Origin of the sequence: Bifidobacterium pongonis (genome assembly GCF_019331805.1) — a bacterium.
Taxonomy (GTDB): domain Bacteria; phylum Actinomycetota; class Actinomycetes; order Actinomycetales; family Bifidobacteriaceae; genus Bifidobacterium; species Bifidobacterium pongonis.
In genome coordinates this window covers 52,044-68,694 of record NZ_JAHBBE010000010.1, presented here as the reverse complement: position 1 = coordinate 68,694, position 16,651 = coordinate 52,044, and the positions used below count along the sequence as shown (strand labels likewise).

The following is a 16,651-nucleotide window of genomic DNA, read 5'->3' as shown; positions in this document are numbered from 1 at the left end:
CGCGCACGGAGTTGGTGGCGACCATGCCGGTGCCGGCGTCGCCTTCCGGCGGGGCCAGGACGATGCCCGGCTGCAGCGTGCCCGAGGGGTCGAGCAGCTTGGCACCTTCGGCGGTCAGCTCACCGGCGGGGGTTCCGGCGACCAGCGGAACCGGCAGCAGATCCTCGATCTTCCACGGCTGGTCGGCAATCTCATCCAGCGCGTCGAAACGGTTGAGGAATTCGGTTTCGTAGGTCTTGGTGGTCGGGTCGATCGGGAACATGCCCGAAGCGTCGCCCACGCCGAGAACCTTCTTGCCGGTGAGCTTCCAGTGCACATAGCCGGCGAGCGTGGTGATGTAGTCCACCTTGCCGACGTGTTCTTCGCCGTTCAGCACGGCCTGGTAGAGGTGCGCCACGGACCAGCGTTCCGGAATGTTGTACTGGAACAGTTCCGAAAGCTTTTCGTGCGCTTCGTGCGTGTTGGTGTTCTGCCAGGTGCGGAACGGCACGAGCAGTTCGCCGTTCTTGTCGAAGGCGAGGTAACCGTGCATCATGGCGGAGAAACCGATATGGCCGATGGAGGTCAGTCGTTCGCCGTAGGCGTTGTACACGTCGTTCGCCATGGAGGCGTAGGCGGACTGCAGGCCCTTCCAGACCTCATCGAGGGAGTAGGTCCACAGGCCGTCCTCCAGATGGCTTGCCCACTGGTAGTCGCCGGAGGCGATCGTGCGGTACGTGTCGTCGATCAGCACGGCCTTGATTCGGGTGGAACCAAATTCGATGCCGAGTGCGGTGCGACCGCCACGAATCTTTTCCGCGATCTTCTGGGGAGCGTCGTCAATGTCGACCATATCGATTCCTTCTATCTTGATGCTTGTTCTTGTTGGATTCGCGTTCGCCGGATCACTTGGTCCAGAGGGCCTGGATCTCCTCAAGGGTCTTGCCCTTGGTTTCGGGTGCGAACTTGGCGATGGAGATGGCACCGATGAAGTCCATAATCATCCAGAAGACGAAGGTGCCGGAACCGCCCCAGCCTTCGAACATCATCGGGGTGAACTGACCGACGCAGAAGTTGATGCCCCACAGCAGCACGGTGCACAGACCGGATGCGCGGCCACGCATGTAGGTCGGGAAGAGCTCCGGGATCATGACCCAGGTGACGGGGCCGAGGCCGAAGGCGAAGCAGGCGATGAAGCCGCAGGCGCCGGCGACGACGAGCCAGCCGATGTTGGCGTGGAAGGCGAAGGCCATGATGGCTGCGAACACGCCCATGCCGGCGGCGGAGGTGACGAGCAGCGGCTTACGGCCGGCCTTGTCGATGAGGGCCATGCCCACGACGGTGAAGATCAGCTCGACGAGACCGACGAGGGAGGAGCACAGGAATTCGACGTTCGGGATGTTGTCGCCCAGCGCGGCCTTGAACATGGTCGGACCGTAGTAGGAGACGGCGTTCTGGCCGCCGACCTGGTTGAAGGCGGCGAGCAGCAGGCCGATGAGGAACGGGATGAGCAGCGGCTTCTTGAACAGGTCGGTCAGCTTGCCGTTCTTGTCGCGTTCGATGGAGGCCTTGACGTCGGCCACTTCGCGGTGGGCTTCGTCGGTGCCGCCGATCTTTTCGAGGATGGCGAAGCCTTCCTGTTCACGGCCGGACTGGATGAGGAAGCGCGGGGATTCCGGGGAGAGGAACAGCGCGATGAAGAAGATGGCGGCCGGGATGCAGCCGATGCCGAGCATCCAGCGCCAACCGGTGTTGATGCCCCAGTCGAGGCTGCCGGCGTTGGCGATGCCGAAATTGATGACGTTGGTCAGGAAGATGCCGAGGATGGTGAGCAGCTGGTAGGCGGAGCTCAGGGTGCCACGGTACTTGGCCGGTGCGCATTCGGTGATGTAGGTGATGGCGAGTGCGGAGGCCAGACCGATGCCGACGCCGCCGACGATACGGGCGGCGATGAGGGTCCACGGGCTGTAGGTGAAGGCGGACCAGAGGGCTGCGAAGAAGAAGCAGGCCGCACCGATGAGCAGGACCTTGCGGCGACCGATCTTATCGGCAAGGAAGCCGGAGAAGCCAACGCCGACGACGCCACCGATCATGATGGAGGAGATCACGAGTCCCTGCAGGCCGGCGGACAGGTTGTACGCCTGACGCAGGAATTCGATGGCACCGGAGATGCTCACGGTGTCGTAACCGTACAGAAGTCCGGCCATGCCGGCGCTCAACGCCAGGATGACCACGTATTTCATTGAGCCCTGCTTCTTGACAGTGCTCGTAGCGTTCTCAGTCATATTGTTCCTTTTTCTGTTCCGTATCCGGCAGTCGTGACTGCCGAAGCAGCTTCGCTTCACACGGGACCCACGGCTTGGGGCCGGGGCAGGTTCGCGGCTTTGCTACGGCGACTCGGATTCCCGTCTGCTATGAGGATTTCCGTTCGCTAGTTCGAAATGTTATCGCTCACATTTGAATATGTCAATGCACTCAACAAACGGCTGTTTTAAGCCGTTTTTTCGGCGTGTTGAGCAATGTTAAACGCTCACATTTGGGCGTTTTTCAGACAAAACCGGGCACATTTGCCCTATTGTCACCGGCAGATTCCCCAAATTTTCCTCGAAACTGATGTGAGCGTTCTCAAAACAACGCTCACAGACATACGAAAACCCCGGCATCAGCAGGGCAATCCCACCATGCCGGGGCTACAACACATTCCGACCAAACCCCGATCAAACTCCGATCAGATCAACGACTCGGCGCGATACCCACGGAACTACGCTGAATCAGCTTCGTCGGCACTAATCCCACGCCATGCTGCGACGCGGCATAACCCGGCTCGGCACCCTCCCCCAGCGGATACAGCACCTCGCGCATGGCCAGCTGGCCCAACATCTCGAAATCCTGACGCACCGTAGTCAACGGCGGGTACATGTTATCCACACCGGGCATGTCATCGAACCCGACCAGGCTCACATCCTGCGGAATGCGCACACCATGCTCATGCATGGCACGCGCCACGCCCATCGCCTGCGCATCGTTCGCCGTGACCACCGCCGAAGGCAGCCTGCCACCGGAACGTCCGATGTTCTCCAGCACATGGTTCATCCTGGCGTACGCTTCACCACCCTCCCAGGAACTGCACTGGATGGTCACCGAATTCACCGCATTGGCCCCGCACAGTTTGTTCCACGCCGTCAAACGGGTCGCGGCATCGCGCCATTCGCGCGGACCGGCGAAATACAGCGCGGAACGGTGCCCACGGGCCTTCAACAGATGCATCACATCCTCCATCGCGCCCCACTGGTCGACGCCTACCAAGGCGATCTTGCGCCGATCGGCCGGGCGCAGCAATCGCAACTCCTCCTGCACGCCCATGCCGCCATGCGTGGAGGTGATGAGCACGCGCGGACGGTTGACCTGCGCACGGCACGCCGCGGAGAACATCACATCCGTAGGGGTCAGGAAAATGAACGCGTCGACGTTCTGCTCATCGAAGGTGCGGCACAGATCGTCGAACTCCTTCTGCGTGCACAACGCCTCATGCACCAGCAGCACGGACATGAACAGGCCGTGGGAGCGGGCGATCGATTCGATGGCGCCGATGGCCGAAATAGGACCGTAGAATTTCTGACCGCCAGCGATAAGACCGATGGTGCGCGACCGGCGAGAAGCCAATGCGCGCGCGGAATTACTGGGACGGTAATCAAGCTGTTCGATGGCCCGCTGCACCTTGGCACGCGTGCCCGGGGAAACATCGGGGGAATTATTGATGACTCGCGAAACGGTCTGATGGCTCACACCGGCGAGCTTGGCCACTTCAAACATCGAAGGGCGCTTATTCGCTTTTCGCCCGGCTGCCATACTTCACATCCTCCCGCACATGCATTCATTGCGGTTCCAACTCTACCGCAGAAACGGCGCGGAACGGGGCATCCTGCTCAATGGGCGCAGGATATCCGCAAGGTTCGGGCCATAAACGGCAGCGGATGGCTGCTCGCACCCCGGACATGAAGCCGGATGGCGGGATGTATCAGGTGAGCTTCCACGTAAGACGGTGCAACGATGTCGGACCGTACTTCGCGATGGCGTCGCGATGCGCCTGGGACCCGTACCCCTTGTTATGCTCCCATTCGTACGGGGCATACTTCGGGTCGCTGCCCGCGAGGGAAACCATCAGCCGATCCCTCGTGACCTTGGCGATCACGGCCGCGGACGCGACCGTGGCACAATGCCGATCGCCCTTGACCTTGGTGGTCACGTCGGCGGGAACCGGCACGAATGGCGCGTCGAACGTGTTCAGCGCCTTGGTGATGTAATCGTTCGGACCGTCGAGAATCGCACCCACCGTAACCGGCGAGGCCACTCCCCCAACGGCGAGCGTGCCGTCATCCGCAATGCCCAACGCACGTTCCGCATCGGCCAGCGCACGCAACGCGGCCACGCCGAGCGCATAGGAGATACCCCATTCGTCGATCTCCTCATTGCTGGCGGAGCCCACGGCCCAAGCCTCGCTCCACTCCTTCAGCTCGTCGAAGATCGCCTCGCGGCGGTGCTCGGTGAGCATTTTGGAATCGGCCACGCCGGGCGGCACCTCCTTCACGCCGTCGAGCACGTCACGCGCCCTGATCGCGCAGGCTCCGACCATGACCGGACCGGCAAGCGAACCGCGCCCGACCTCGTCGAACCCCACGACGAAGTCGTACTGCCGTTCGGCGAGTTCACGCTCAAGATCAAGCGTCGGGGTGATCACGATGCCGACCCTTCCGGCACGTCCTTGAACACCTCATGGTGCCCGCTCAACGTCGACAGGCGGTTCAACGGCCAGTATCGCGCCAACGCCACGCCGACCACCTTGCCCACCGGAACCAGGCCGCCGTCGCCGTCATCCTGATGGAATCTGGAATCGGCGGAATTGGCACGATTGTCGCCCATGACGAAAATATGCCCCTCGCTCACAGTCACCTTGAACGGGAACGAACTCGGCTGCACGCCGTCCTTGATGTAGGAGCTTTCGTCGATGGCGACACCGTTCACGGTGACCGGCTGGCCGGCGCCCTTGCATTCGACGACGTCACCCGGCAGGCCGATAAGACGCTTGATGAGATAGTCGTCGTTCGCCGCGCGGCCGGTCTCACCGGCGAGCCAGTTCGCGGGATCATGGAATACGACGATATCGCCTCGTTTGAGGCCGAAGACCTTCGGAGTGAGTTTGGTGGTAATCACACGGTCGCCGGGTTCGATGGTGCTTTCCATGGAACGCGACGGGATGGTGTAGCAGCCGATGAGCAGCAGGCGGATCAGCAGCACCACCAGTACGGGAATGCCGCAGAACAATATGGCGTCGCGTGCGGAGAAGCTGTCGTCACGCTGCTTCCTGGCCGCATGCGCCGGCCTGCGGCTCCTTCTACGGCGCGGCGTTCCGGCGGAATTCGCGGCCCTGCGCCAATCACCGGCGGAACCATTCCCCGAATCATTGCCCATATCGTTCATGACCGTGGTATCCATGACCGTTGCCCCCACTCGATGTTCACTGTCGGCTGAATATGATTTCGGCCCGGAAACCAGAGGATTCCAGGCCGAGAACTATGCCATTGCGGCGAAAACTCACTTGGAGTTGTCGCGGCGCTCGACGATACGAGCAGCCTTGCCGCGCAGCGCGCGCAGGTAGTACAGCTTGGCGCGACGGACGCGACCGCGACGCACGACCTTGATGGAGTCGATCGCCGGGGAGTGCAGCGGGAAGCGGCGCTCCACACCGGTGCCGAAGCTGATCTTACGGACCACGAAGGTCTCGTGGATGCCGGCGCCGTGACGGGCGATGACCACACCGGTGAAGGTCTGGATACGGGAGTTGTTGCCTTCCTGGATCTTCACGTTCACGTCGACGGTGTCGCCTGCACGGAACTCGGGGATCTCCTCGGCCGGCTTCAGATGCTTGGCATCAAATGCTTCAATAGCGTTAACCATTGCTATTCCTCGGTCACTGCCGCATATCAGTGCACTGGTTGGGGCATATGCCACGCGTTCCGCGTGTCGCCGTTGCGGCGCATATGCCTGTTGGTTTCTCCTCGGGTTTGCCCTCGGAGTGGTGCCAATCCGCCGTATTCCGATCATTCCGACCGTACGGCTGGACCTGTTGAGCAGCGGGATTATGCGGCGTCCCGCTTCTCGGCACATCAACGTTCAAGCTTACAGGCTCCTTTTGACGTACGGCGACATGCGCCCGGATACGCGGAAAGGCCCGCCCGCATCCGCGGACGGACCTTTCGCTACCTCCCCCGCCGGACTAACCGGCGTCCCCAATAGGGGAAACGGGGTAACGCCTGATCGAAGATCAGAACTCCCTATGACGGACAGTCCAGTGAACTGTCCGTAGCAGCATGCAGCGGTAGCGTCGCATGCGTCGCTAAGCACAGCGTTCTGATCGAAGATCAGAACTCCCTATGTGCGCGGTAGAACTTGATCAGGGACTGGGTGGAAGCGTCCTGAGCAGCCAGAGCCTCGTCATCCTGGGAGATGGCCGGGGTGATCTGCTTGGCGAGCTGCTTGCCCAGCTCGACGCCCCACTGATCGTAGGAGTCCAGGCCCCACACGGTGCCCTCAACGAAGGTGATGTGCTCGTACAGGGCAATCAGCTCGCCGAGCGCGAACGGGGTCAGAGCCACACCGAAGATGGAGGTGGTCGGACGGTTGCCGGTGAACACGCGGGCCGGGACGATCTCCTCCGGGGTGCCCTCGGCGCGGACTTCGTCGGCGGTCTTGCCGAAGGCCAGAGCCTTGGTCTGCGCGAAGTAGTTGCCCAAGAACAGCTCGTGCACGTCCTGGTCGCCGTCCTTGGTCGGGTTCGGGGTGTTCACGAAGGCGATGAAGTCGGCCGGGATCAGCTGGGTGCCCTGGTGGATCAGCTGGTAGAAGGCGTGCTGGCCGTTGGTGCCCGGCTCGCCCCAGAAGATCTCACCGGTCTCGGAGGTGACCGGGGTGCCGTCCCAACGCACGGACTTGCCGTTGGATTCCATGGTCAGCTGCTGCAGGTAGGCCGGGAAGCGGTGCAGGTACTGGTCGTACGGCAGCACGGCGTGGGAAGCGACCTTGAAGAAGTTGCGGTACCACACGTTCAGGATGCCGAGCAGCACGACGACGTTCTTCTCGAACGGGGTGTTGGCGAAGTATTCGTCGATCTCGTGGAAGCCGTGCAGGAACTCCTCGAAGCGGGCCGGGCCGAAGACCACGGCGAGGGAGGTGCCGACGGCGGCGTCGACGGAGTAACGGCCGCCAACCCAGTTCCAGAAGCCGAAGGCGTTGTTCGGGTCGATGCCGAACTCGGCGACCTTCTCCAGGTTGGTGGAGACGGCGACGAAGTGCTTCTTGATGGCTTCGGCGTTCTTCTCGTCGGAACCGTCGATGGCGCCGGCGGCCTTGAGCTCTTCAAGCAGCCAGGTGCGGGCTTCGCGAGCGTTGGTCAGGGTCTCCAGGGTGGTGAAGGTCTTGGAGACGACGATGAACAGGGTGGTCTCCGGGTCGAGACCCTTGGTCTTCTCAGCGAGATCGTTGGGGTCGATGTTGGAGATGTAACGGGCGGAGATGCCGGCGTCGGCGTACGGCTTCAGCGCTTCGTACACCATGACGGGACCCAGGTCGGAACCACCGATGCCGATGTTGACCACGGTCTCGATCTTCTTGCCGGTCACGCCGGTCCATTCGCCGGAACGAACCTTGTCGGCGAAGGCGTAGATGCGGCCGAGAACCTCACGGACGTCCTTGACGGTGTCCTGGCCGTCGACGATGTACTTGCCTTCGTCTTCGACCGGGCGACGCAGCGCGGTGTGCAGCACGGCGCGGTCTTCGGTGTTGTTGATGTGCACGCCGGTGTACATGGCCTTGGTGCGCTCTTCGAGCTTGACGGCCTTGGCCAGGTTGGCGAACAGCTGGAGGGTTTCCGGCTTGATCAGGTTCTTGGAGAGGTCGAAGTGCAGATCGCCGGCGTCGAAGCTCAGCTTCTCGACGCGCTCGGAATCTTCGGCGAACCACTTCTTGAGGCTGACGCCTTCGGCCTGCAGCTCATCGAAGTGCTTCTGCAGGGCGGCCCATTCCGGGGTCTTAGTTGCATCAACAGGAGGATTGATGGCCATGTGTAATTGGTCCTTTCATCATCACCATGAAGCAGTGGCTCAAGCCCTGAATATGGCGTGCGTCACCGCCTCCTTCCACGTACCAAGATACTCACAAAAGAGGACACAGGAACACATAAGTTCGCAAGCCGCGCACATAATCGCCCACAAACGCTCACCACACCGCCGATTAGCGCACATCAGGCACGCAACACGCGGGGAATCGCAAGGATGCAAACGTACTCATGACGACACCCCGCACAGACCGTCATTTCGACAGATGAACGGCCCGCAGCAGCGGACGGCGGACGAAGCGATCGAACAGGCAAATCACGACGACGTAGACCAGCGAGCACACCGCACCCAGCGCAATCCAACGCAGCAATCCCAGGAATGCCGCCGTAGAGCCGGCAGGCAACGCCGCGGCACCGGTCAGCAGCGGCTGCAGGAAGCGCGCATCAATGGCATCCCACGGCGCATGGGCGAGCGTCTGCACAACATAGAAACCGAGAATGCCTGAAGCGAGCGCCGTGACGGCATCCCCGACGCGGGCGGATACGCCACGGCCATGGGCGTGACGCGGCGGGCATGCCGCGGCCATCAGTGCACAAACCGCGAGCGCGAAGGATATCAGGGAAGTCGATTTGAACGACAGCGCGTACAGTGCGGTATACGTCGTCCGCATGGCCATGATGCCCGTGATCGCACCGGCGGCCACGATCAGGATGACGATGCCGCGCGTCCAGAATCGACGCTCGGACCACAGGGGACGCGCCGTCGAGCGGTCCTTCATTGTCCGTAGTGCCCAACCGAGCAGTCCCGCCAATATGAACGACGCGGCGTAGCTGACCGCGCTCATCTGCTTGCGCCAATCCAGCAGGCTGCGCTGCCCATACTGCGCCTGCCAAGTGCACGCCACGTAGATGTTCAGCGCGTATACGGCGACGAGCATGATGCCGACCAGCACGGCGCTCGCGCGAGTGCCAAGCCTGCCCATCACCCAGGCAATCGCCGGGGCGAGCGCGACGAACACCAGATACAACCAGACGAATTCCAGTTCGTAGATAAGATCGGTCCAGCGCGAGCTCCTCTCCCACGCCAGCAGATGTCCAACCACCACGGTGAGCAGCAGATAGAACACGACCGTGGCCAGCAGCATCACCACGCGCCGCCCGGTAGCTCGCAGCTGCCGACCCCAGTAGCCGTCGGATCGACACGCGATGCACATGCGCGGTATGAGGAAGAACCCGGAAATCATGAAGAAGATATGGTTGCCCCACGCGCCGCAGTACATGATCATGGCGACGATCCACATCGCGCCATGGGAGGCCGCGAGCGCGGAGACGGGGTTGGCCGCGTCGGCGGCGGAGGGTTGCGGGCCCATCCATATCGCTTGGACATAAAGTTGCAGGAAAGTATGGAACACGGCGATGCCGACGATGGCGAGCAGGCGTAGCACTTCGATGGAGATCAGGCGTTTGCCGCGGGGGGTTGCGGGTGCCGCCGCTGCGGACGCTGCGGGCACTACAGACGCTGCGGGCACTACAGGCACGCCGCTCGCGACGTGTTCGGGCGTATGCCGCGCGTCGGAAGTGCGTGAAGCTCGTTGACTGGTTGACCGTGTTGCCATGTCTAACAGAATAACCGCGCCAAGGCCGTGCGGCCGGGACGCACCCACCCGCATAACGGTGCCGTCATGCCGGTCGCGCGACGTGCCGGACCGGCCGATTTGGACAAATTCACACTTTCCGGTACACTAATCGTTTTGTGCGTGGATCGTGCATACGATTCACCAGCATCGCCACTTTAGCTCAGTCGGTAGAGCGGCTCACTCGTAATGAGCAGGTCGTCAGTTCGATTCTGACAAGTGGCTCCATCACCCTAGATGGGTTTCCGCCCGTCTAGGGTTTTGCATATCCGCCGACGGCGGATGGCACGCGCGAGTGGCGGAATTGGTAGACGCGCAGGATTTAGGTTCCTGTGTCTTTGACGTGTGGGTTCAAGTCCCATCTCGCGCACCTTTCAGGAACATCATGGATCGACCATGTTTCGCTTGTTCCGTCCGCTTTTCCCCTCATCCATCCCACTTGTGGAAGGGCACGCGCGTATTCGCGGCGTCACGCCTAAGATGACAACCGGTTCATGGCAACCGGTTCCGCACGATGAGCCCGCAGGCGACCACGGGCGTGGCGTTCGGAACGCGGGACGATGATGAAGATGAGAAGATGATGAAGATGAGAAGAGGCAGGGAACGAGAATGTCGGCGCTTATCCAACCCATTGCACTACTGCTGATCATTCTGGCCGGTTATGCGTTCAAACGCGCCGGTTTCTTCGGGCAACGCGACTACAAGATCATGCAGACGGCGATCTTCGACCTCGTACTGCCCGGCGCGATCGTCTACTCGTTCGCGACGAACCCGCATGAGATCAAACTGCTGTGGATCTCCGTATTCGGCTTGATCGTCGCATCCATCCCGCCCATCGTGATCTTCCTCGCCACCATGCGCAAACCCGTGGCGCGACGGGCGTTCATGATGCTCAACGGGTCGGGATTCAACGTGGGCTGCTTCTGCTTCCCCGTGGTCTCCGCGTTTCTGGGAACCGCAGCCATCGTGCCCGCGGCCATGTTCGATATCGGCAACTGCGTGATGGTGGCGGCCGGAACCAACGTGATGACGCAGCAGCTGCTGCACATCCAGCCAGGCAAGACGCTGAGCGAACAGCATGCCGGCGATGCGCCGACCCTGCCGTACGTCAAGCCGAAGGATAAGGATGCCCGCCGTTTGGCACGTAAGGCGCTGATATGCAATGTGATGAAGGGCTTCTTCGGGTCAGTGCCGTTCGACGTGTACATGCTGATGATCGTGCTCACGCTCGCCCAGGTGAAGATTCCCGGCTGGATCGCCACGATGGTGCAGCCGTTGTCGAACGCGAACTCGTTCTGCGCGATGCTCATGGTGGGTATGCTGATGGACTTGCCCGCCTCGCACCGTGATGTGAAGGATGTGCTGACGGTGATCGGCTGGCGCGTGCCATTCGCGATCGCGTTCGCCGCCGCCGCATGGTTCCTGCTGCCGTTCTCCGCGTCGATCCGCGAAGCCGTGGCGCTGTGCTGCCTCGCGCCGATCGCCGTGTTCTCCACGCTGTTCACCGACCGGGTTCTGGGCAACGCCAAGCTCGCCGGATTCTCACTGACCATCACCGCCGTGCTGAGCCTGATCATGATGACCGGCGCGCACTATCTCTTCGCCGCAATGGGCATGTGATTCCGCGTCTCCCGCACTCCGACCCCACGCCCCGGCCCCGCATCTTCCTCTCCTCCACCCCAATCAAAATCAGACAAAAACAGCCCAAATCTGTCCGATTCCGGTAATGAGTGACACGAGGGGAATAGCACAGCTACAGGCTCACCCGCTTATTCAACCGAAATCAGACAAAAATGGGGGAAATTTGTCTGATTCCGGTAACGCACACCCCAACCGAAATCAGACAAAAACAGGGCGATTTTGTCCGATTCCGGTAATGAGTGGCACGGGAAATAGCACGGCTACAGACTCACCCGCTTATTCAACCAAAATCAGACAGAAATGGGGGAAATTTGTCTGATTTCAGTAACGCACACCCCAACCGAAATCAGACAAAAACAGGCCGATTTTGTCCGATTCCGGTAATGAGTGACACGAGGGGAATAGCACGGCCACAATTCACCCGCTTATTCAACCGAAATCAGACAAAAATAGGGGAAATTTGTCCGATTTCGGTAATGCACGCCCCAGCCGGAGCGACGCGCGAACCAGCGGAAGTTGGAATGACGCGCGAACCGGCGGATGTGTCAGAACAGGGCGCGGACTGCGGGGACCAGGGCCTTCAACGCCTTGCCGCGATGGGAGATGGCGTTCTTCTCCTCCGGGGTCATTTCGGCCGATGTGAGTCGTTCACCGGCCTCAACGGCGCGCGCGGGCTGATCGCCCGGCACGAACAGCGGATCGTAGCCGAAACCGTTCGTTCCGTGCGCCTCATGCAGCAGCACGCCCGGCATCTCGCCGAGCTCCACGGTTTCGGACGCGATCGGGTACGGCGCGGCATCGGCCTCGCCCGGCACCACCAGCGCGGCGGCGCAGCGGAAACGGGCGGTGCGCCTGGCGTCCGGAATATCGGCCAGCTGGGCCAGCAGCAGCGCGTTGTTGGCCTTGTCGTTGCCGTGTTCGCCGGCCCAGCGCGCGGACAGGATGCCCGGGGCCGCGCCCATCACATCCACGATCAGACCGGAATCGTCGGCGATGGCCGGGCAACCGGTACGGGCGGCCACGTCACGCGCCTTGAGCAGCGCGTTCTCTTGGAAGGTGACGCCATCCTCCACCGGGTCGGGAAGATTCAGCGAACCGGCGGAAACCAGTTCCACCTGCTCGGCCGTCTCGCCCAGATCCTCGGCGAGAATGCGGCGGATCTCCTTGAGTTTGCCTTCGTTATGCGTGGCGACGATGATGCGCATATTGTCTCCTTTGATTCCGTTTCCGTGATTCCGTGTGATTCCGTGTGATTCCGTTCGGCATTCTCACGACCATGAACGTCATGAACGTCATGAACGTAAACGCCGATAACGCCGAACCGGCGCTCAGTCCTCGGCGAGCGCCGCGCGCTGAGCCTCCTGCAGTTCCTTGTTGCCCTTCTCGGCCAGGTCGAGCAGCGTACCAAGCTCCTCGCGGGTGAACGGGCGATGTTCGGCGGTGCCCTGCAGTTCGATGAACGCGCCGGAACCGGTCATGGCGACGTTCATGTCGGTCATGGCGGAGCTGTCTTCCGTGTACGGCAGGTCGAGCATGGGCGTGCCGCTGATCACGCCGACCGACACCGCGGACACGCAATCAGTGAGCACCTTCTTGGCGGAACGGATGAGCTTATGCTGCTCCGCCCAGTCCAACGCGTCGGCCAGCGCCACGTACGCGCCGGTCACGGAAGCGGTGCGCGTGCCGCCATCGGCCTGCAGCACGTCGCAATCGATCTGGATCATGTTCTCGCCCAGCGCCTTCATGTCGACCACACCGCGCAGGCAACGCCCGATCAGACGGCTGATCTCGTGCGTACGGCCGCCGATCTTGCCGCGGACGGATTCACGGTCGGTGCGTTCGGCAGTGGCCCTTGGAAGCATCGCGTATTCGGCGGTGACCCAGCCCAGTCCGGAATCCTTGCGCCAGCGCGGCACGCCGGCGGTGAAGGTGGCCGTGCACATGACGCGCGTATTACCGCATTCGATGAGCACGGAACCTTCCGGAGCGTCCGTGAAATGACGCGTGATGCGCACCGGTCGCAACTCGTCGACCTTGCGACCATCCGCACGGACAATGGAACGTTCACCCAACATATCTGTGATTTCAACCATGCGCCCCAGCTTACGCGCACGCCGTCCTCACGCCGTCCTCACGCCGTCCTCACGCCGTCAAACCCCGCACGCCCGCGCCCACTTCCACACCCATGCCAACGCCCGCTCCCGCGCTCCCCGTTCGCGTGGCGAGCTTTCCCGTTGCGCGAGAGCGTTCCACGGCTTACAGTCTGAATAACATTTAGTCGGGGTGACTATCAGTCGCCCATCCGTCGCCTGACGGCCGCCCCGACCACCAGTCACCACGAGACAGGACAGAAGAATGGTGGATTATTCGCCGGCTCTTATGACCGACATGTATGAGTACACGATGTTGGACGCCTGCCTGAAGGACGGCACCGCGAACCGCAAGTGCGTGTTCGAAGTGTTCACCAGGCATCTGCCCGCGGGCCGGCGTTACGGAGTGGTCGCCGGAACCGGCCGTATTCTCGACGCGCTCGAGCGTTTCCATCTGGACGGCGAGGACCTGAAATTCCTGGCCGACCGCAAGGTGGTGAGCCCCGAAACCATCGACTGGCTGGAGAACTTCCACTTCTCCGGATCCATCAAGGGCTACCGCGAAGGCGAGATGTTCTTCCCGAACTCCCCGATCTTGCAGATCGAAGGCACGTTCGGCGAGTGCACCCTGCTGGAGACGCTGGTGCTGTCGATCCTGAACTATGATTCCGCGGTCGCCTCCGCCGCAAGCCGTATGGTCAGCGCCGCGAAGGACCGTCCGTGCATGGATATGGGCGGACGCCGCACGAACGAATGGTCGGCCGTGGCCGCCGCACGCGCCGCCGTGGTGGGCGGATTCCAGGGGACCGCCAATCTGCTGGCCGCACAGCTGTACGGCTTGAAGGCGATCGGCACCGCGGCGCACTGCTTCACGCTGGTGCATGACGATGAGCGCAGCGCCTTCGAATCGCAGATTGCCGCGCTGGGCAGGAACACCACGCTGCTGGTGGACACGTACAACATCGAGGAGGCCGTGAAGACCGCCGTCGAGGTGGCCGGCCCCGAACTGGGCGGCGTGCGCATCGATTCCGGCGACCTTGCCTCCCTGGCGCAGCGCGTGCGCAACCAGCTGGACGCGCTGGGAGCCACGAACACGCGCATCACCGTCACCAACGATCTGGACGAGTACGCGTTGGCCGCGCTGCAGACCGCGCCGGTGGATTCCTACGGCGTGGGCACCATGCTGGTCACCGGCTCGGGCGCACCCACCTGCGCCATGGTGTACAAGCTGACCGAGCGCGAGGGCGCGGACGGCGTGATGGCGCCGGTCATGAAGAAGAGCAAGGACAAGGCCACCACTCCGGGCCGCAAGCTCGCCTACCGTTCCTACGAATACAATCTGGCCGACGCCGAGCATGTGATCTCCGGTTCCGAGGAGAAGCTCGCCGGTTACACGCCGGATGAGGGTTGGAAGGATCTGCTGGTCGATTACGTCGATCATGGTCAGATCGATTCCAGCTGGCAGGGTCATGACGCGATCATGCGTGCGCACGACTACCGCGCCGCGGCGCTGAACGAACTGCCGATCACCGCGCAGAGCCTCATGAAGGGCGATCCGGTCATCCCCACCGAAATCACCGTGCTGTGACCGCCGCCGCGGGGAAGTCGGGAACCCATCGGGACACTCCCCGGCTTCCCCGCGGTCTCTCCCGCGCTACCATAGGTTCGTCCATCCGATCATTCCAATGAAGGATTGCATCATGTTCGAACCGACTACCGTATACACGCCTTCCCCCAGCCGTTACGACTCCATGGACTACCGCCATTGCGGCACATCCGGCCTGCGGCTTCCCGCCATCTCGCTCGGCTTCTGGCATAATTTCGGCGATCTGACCCCTTACGAGCATATGAAGCAGCTCGTGTTCACCGCCTTCGACAACGGCATCACGCATTTCGACCTGGCCAACAACTACGGCCCCGAACCGGGTAGCGCGGAACGCAACTGCGGCAAGCTGCTGCACGACTATTTCGGTCATCATCGCGACGAACTCATCGTGAGCACCAAGGCCGGCTATGAGATGTGGCCCGGACCGTACGGCGATCTGGGTTCGCGCAAATACATGCTCGCCTCGCTCGATCAGAGCCTGACGCGTCTCGGCCTCGACTACGTGGATATCTTCTACCACCATCACATGGATCCGGACACCCCGCTTGAGGAGACCATGGGCGCGCTGGCCACCGCGGTCGCCAGCGGCAAGGCGCTGTACGTGGGTCTGAGCAACTATGACGGTCCGACGCTGGAGAAGGCCACCGCGATCCTCGACGAATTGCATGTTCCGTTCATCATCAATCAGAACAAGTACAACATCTTCGACCGTACGGTGGAGCGGAACGGTCTGAAGGAGACCACCAAGCGGTTGGGCAAGGGGCTGATCACGTTCTCGCCGCTGGCCCAAGGTCTGCTGACGAACCGGTATCTCGACGGCGTGCCGGCGGATAGCCGTATCGCGTTGGATCCGCGATTCCTGCAGAATTCCGCGCTCACGCCGGAACGCCTGCAGCAGATCCGTGAGCTGAACGACATCGCCGCCGAACGCGGGCAGACGCTGGCCGAAATGGCGTTGGCCTGGCTGCTGCATGATGACGCCGTCACCACGGTGTTGGTCGGCGCTTCCAAGCCGCAGCAGATTCTGGACAATATCGGCGCGATGCGCAACACCGAGTTCAGCGATGAGGAGCTCGCCCGCATCGACGAGATCTCCCAGCGCTGACGCACGGCCGCACGGCGCAATCACCGCCAATCACGGCTGATAACCGGTCAGCAAACGGCCAACAACCGGCCAACAACGAACGAGGCCCGTTCGCGCACGGCATATGCGCGAACGGGCCTCGATTCGTCTTGGGGAGGTTCGCAAGCCCGGCGGGCGTCAGCGGAACATCTCCTCGTAGATGCGCTTGCAATCCGGGCACACCGGGAACTGGGAGGGGTCGCGCTTCGGCACCCAGATCTTGCCGCACAACGCCACCACCGGCCTGCCGGTCATGCGCGATTCGGCGATGCGATCCTTCGAAACATAATGCGCGTAACGGTCCGCGTCGCCATTGTCGGAACGCTGGGTCTCCTCCTTGACCTCGGGACGTTCCAGAACCGACGTGCCCGCGCCGGAATCCGGCGTGGACTGCGGATCGCCGTCATTGAGATACGTGTTCATTGCGATAAGCTCCTTACGCGTTCGTCATACCGACTCCATGTCATA

General features: G+C 62.0%; 14 protein-coding genes and 2 tRNA genes. 5 read left to right on the top strand and 11 right to left on the bottom strand.

Annotation, left to right across the window (positions count from 1 at the left end; translation table 11 throughout):
- The 8 genes from KIH75_RS03940 to KIH75_RS03905 form a co-directional block, all read right to left on the bottom strand.
- Positions 1 to 832, bottom strand: an 832-nt coding sequence (locus tag KIH75_RS03940) for an FGGY family carbohydrate kinase (RefSeq protein WP_240541477.1), incomplete at its 3' end; no start/stop codon positions are given.
- A 52-nt stretch (positions 833 to 884) separates the two neighbouring features.
- Entirely contained in the window at positions 885 to 2,264 is a 1,380-nt protein-coding gene (locus tag KIH75_RS03935) for a sugar porter family MFS transporter (protein ID WP_219055494.1), read from the bottom strand.
- A gap of 448 nt (positions 2,265 to 2,712) precedes the next feature.
- Positions 2,713 to 3,828 (bottom strand): LacI family DNA-binding transcriptional regulator, encoded by a 1,116-nt coding sequence (locus KIH75_RS03930; protein WP_219055493.1) that lies wholly within the window; start codon positions 3,826 to 3,828, stop codon positions 2,713 to 2,715.
- A gap of 169 nt (positions 3,829 to 3,997) precedes the next feature.
- On the bottom strand, positions 3,998 to 4,717 hold the full coding sequence (locus tag KIH75_RS03925) for a ribonuclease HII (protein ID WP_219055492.1): 720 nt from the start codon (positions 4,715 to 4,717) through the stop codon (positions 3,998 to 4,000).
- Positions 4,714 to 5,457, bottom strand: a complete 744-nt coding sequence (lepB, locus tag KIH75_RS03920; protein ID WP_236028024.1) for a signal peptidase I — start codon at positions 5,455 to 5,457, stop codon at positions 4,714 to 4,716. Before lepB ends, KIH75_RS03925 begins: the two co-directional genes overlap by 4 nt.
- Positions 5,458 to 5,571: 114 nt before the next feature.
- Positions 5,572 to 5,934, bottom strand: coding sequence for a 50S ribosomal protein L19 (gene rplS, locus KIH75_RS03915; protein WP_219055490.1), 363 nt, complete (start codon positions 5,932 to 5,934; stop codon positions 5,572 to 5,574).
- 464 nt (positions 5,935 to 6,398) lie between these two features.
- A complete protein-coding gene (pgi, locus tag KIH75_RS03910) occupies positions 6,399 to 8,096 on the bottom strand; it encodes a glucose-6-phosphate isomerase (protein WP_219055489.1) in 1,698 nt (565 codons plus the stop codon).
- 247 nt (positions 8,097 to 8,343) lie between these two features.
- Complete coding sequence (locus KIH75_RS03905) at positions 8,344 to 9,705, bottom strand: acyltransferase family protein (protein ID WP_219055488.1); 1,362 nt, start codon at positions 9,703 to 9,705, stop codon at positions 8,344 to 8,346.
- Positions 9,706 to 9,875: 170 nt separating this feature from the next.
- Here KIH75_RS03905 and KIH75_RS03900 point away from each other — a divergent pair.
- From KIH75_RS03900 to KIH75_RS03890, 3 genes are all read left to right on the top strand, one after another.
- Positions 9,876 to 9,951: transfer RNA gene (locus tag KIH75_RS03900), tRNA-Thr, on the top strand.
- 61 nt (positions 9,952 to 10,012) lie between these two features.
- A tRNA-Leu gene (locus KIH75_RS03895) sits at positions 10,013 to 10,093 on the top strand.
- Between the two features lie 239 nt (positions 10,094 to 10,332).
- Positions 10,333 to 11,343, top strand: a complete 1,011-nt coding sequence (locus KIH75_RS03890; protein WP_219055487.1) for an AEC family transporter — start codon at positions 10,333 to 10,335, stop codon at positions 11,341 to 11,343.
- A 566-nt stretch (positions 11,344 to 11,909) separates the two neighbouring features.
- Here KIH75_RS03890 and KIH75_RS03885 read toward each other — a convergent pair.
- The gene (locus tag KIH75_RS03885; protein WP_219055486.1) at positions 11,910 to 12,569 is read right to left on the bottom strand and encodes a non-canonical purine NTP pyrophosphatase; all 660 of its coding nucleotides are present in this window, start codon (positions 12,567 to 12,569) and stop codon (positions 11,910 to 11,912) included.
- A 123-nt stretch (positions 12,570 to 12,692) separates the two neighbouring features.
- Positions 12,693 to 13,457 (bottom strand): ribonuclease PH, encoded by a 765-nt coding sequence (rph, locus tag KIH75_RS03880; protein WP_219055485.1) that lies wholly within the window; start codon positions 13,455 to 13,457, stop codon positions 12,693 to 12,695.
- 262 nt (positions 13,458 to 13,719) lie between these two features.
- On the opposite strand from rph, the gene KIH75_RS03875 reads away from it, so the two are divergent.
- Both KIH75_RS03875 and KIH75_RS03870 read left to right on the top strand, forming a co-directional pair.
- Positions 13,720 to 15,042 carry a nicotinate phosphoribosyltransferase gene (locus tag KIH75_RS03875; protein WP_219055484.1) on the top strand — a complete coding sequence of 441 codons (1,323 nt, stop codon included), beginning with the start codon at positions 13,720 to 13,722 and terminating at the stop codon, positions 15,040 to 15,042.
- A 112-nt stretch (positions 15,043 to 15,154) separates the two neighbouring features.
- Positions 15,155 to 16,165 carry an aldo/keto reductase gene (locus KIH75_RS03870; RefSeq protein WP_219055483.1) on the top strand — a complete coding sequence of 337 codons (1,011 nt, stop codon included), beginning with the start codon at positions 15,155 to 15,157 and terminating at the stop codon, positions 16,163 to 16,165.
- 156 nt (positions 16,166 to 16,321) lie between these two features.
- Here the strand turns inward: KIH75_RS03870 and KIH75_RS03865 are convergent, their stop codons facing one another.
- Positions 16,322 to 16,606, bottom strand: a complete 285-nt coding sequence (locus tag KIH75_RS03865; RefSeq protein WP_219055482.1) for a DUF3039 domain-containing protein — start codon at positions 16,604 to 16,606, stop codon at positions 16,322 to 16,324.
- Between the last annotated feature and the right edge of the window lie 45 nt (positions 16,607 to 16,651).

Coding starts and splice junctions, on each gene's coding strand:
- KIH75_RS03935 (WP_219055494.1), bottom strand. CDS start 2,264: ATGACTGAGAACGCTACGAGCACTGTCAAGAAGCAGGGCTCAATGAAA.
- KIH75_RS03930 (WP_219055493.1), bottom strand. CDS start 3,828: ATGGCAGCCGGGCGAAAAGCGAATAAGCGCCCTTCGATGTTTGAAGTG.
- lepB (WP_236028024.1), bottom strand. CDS start 5,457: ATGAACGATATGGGCAATGATTCGGGGAATGGTTCCGCCGGTGATTGG.
- rplS (WP_219055490.1), bottom strand. CDS start 5,934: ATGGTTAACGCTATTGAAGCATTTGATGCCAAGCATCTGAAGCCGGCC.
- pgi (WP_219055489.1), bottom strand. CDS start 8,096: ATGGCCATCAATCCTCCTGTTGATGCAACTAAGACCCCGGAATGGGCC.
- KIH75_RS03905 (WP_219055488.1), bottom strand. CDS start 9,705: ATGGCAACACGGTCAACCAGTCAACGAGCTTCACGCACTTCCGACGCG.
- KIH75_RS03890 (WP_219055487.1), top strand. CDS start 10,333: ATGTCGGCGCTTATCCAACCCATTGCACTACTGCTGATCATTCTGGCC.
- KIH75_RS03885 (WP_219055486.1), bottom strand. CDS start 12,569: ATGCGCATCATCGTCGCCACGCATAACGAAGGCAAACTCAAGGAGATC.
- rph (WP_219055485.1), bottom strand. CDS start 13,457: ATGGTTGAAATCACAGATATGTTGGGTGAACGTTCCATTGTCCGTGCG.
- KIH75_RS03875 (WP_219055484.1), top strand. CDS start 13,720: ATGGTGGATTATTCGCCGGCTCTTATGACCGACATGTATGAGTACACG.
- KIH75_RS03870 (WP_219055483.1), top strand. CDS start 15,155: ATGTTCGAACCGACTACCGTATACACGCCTTCCCCCAGCCGTTACGAC.
- KIH75_RS03865 (WP_219055482.1), bottom strand. CDS start 16,606: ATGAACACGTATCTCAATGACGGCGATCCGCAGTCCACGCCGGATTCC.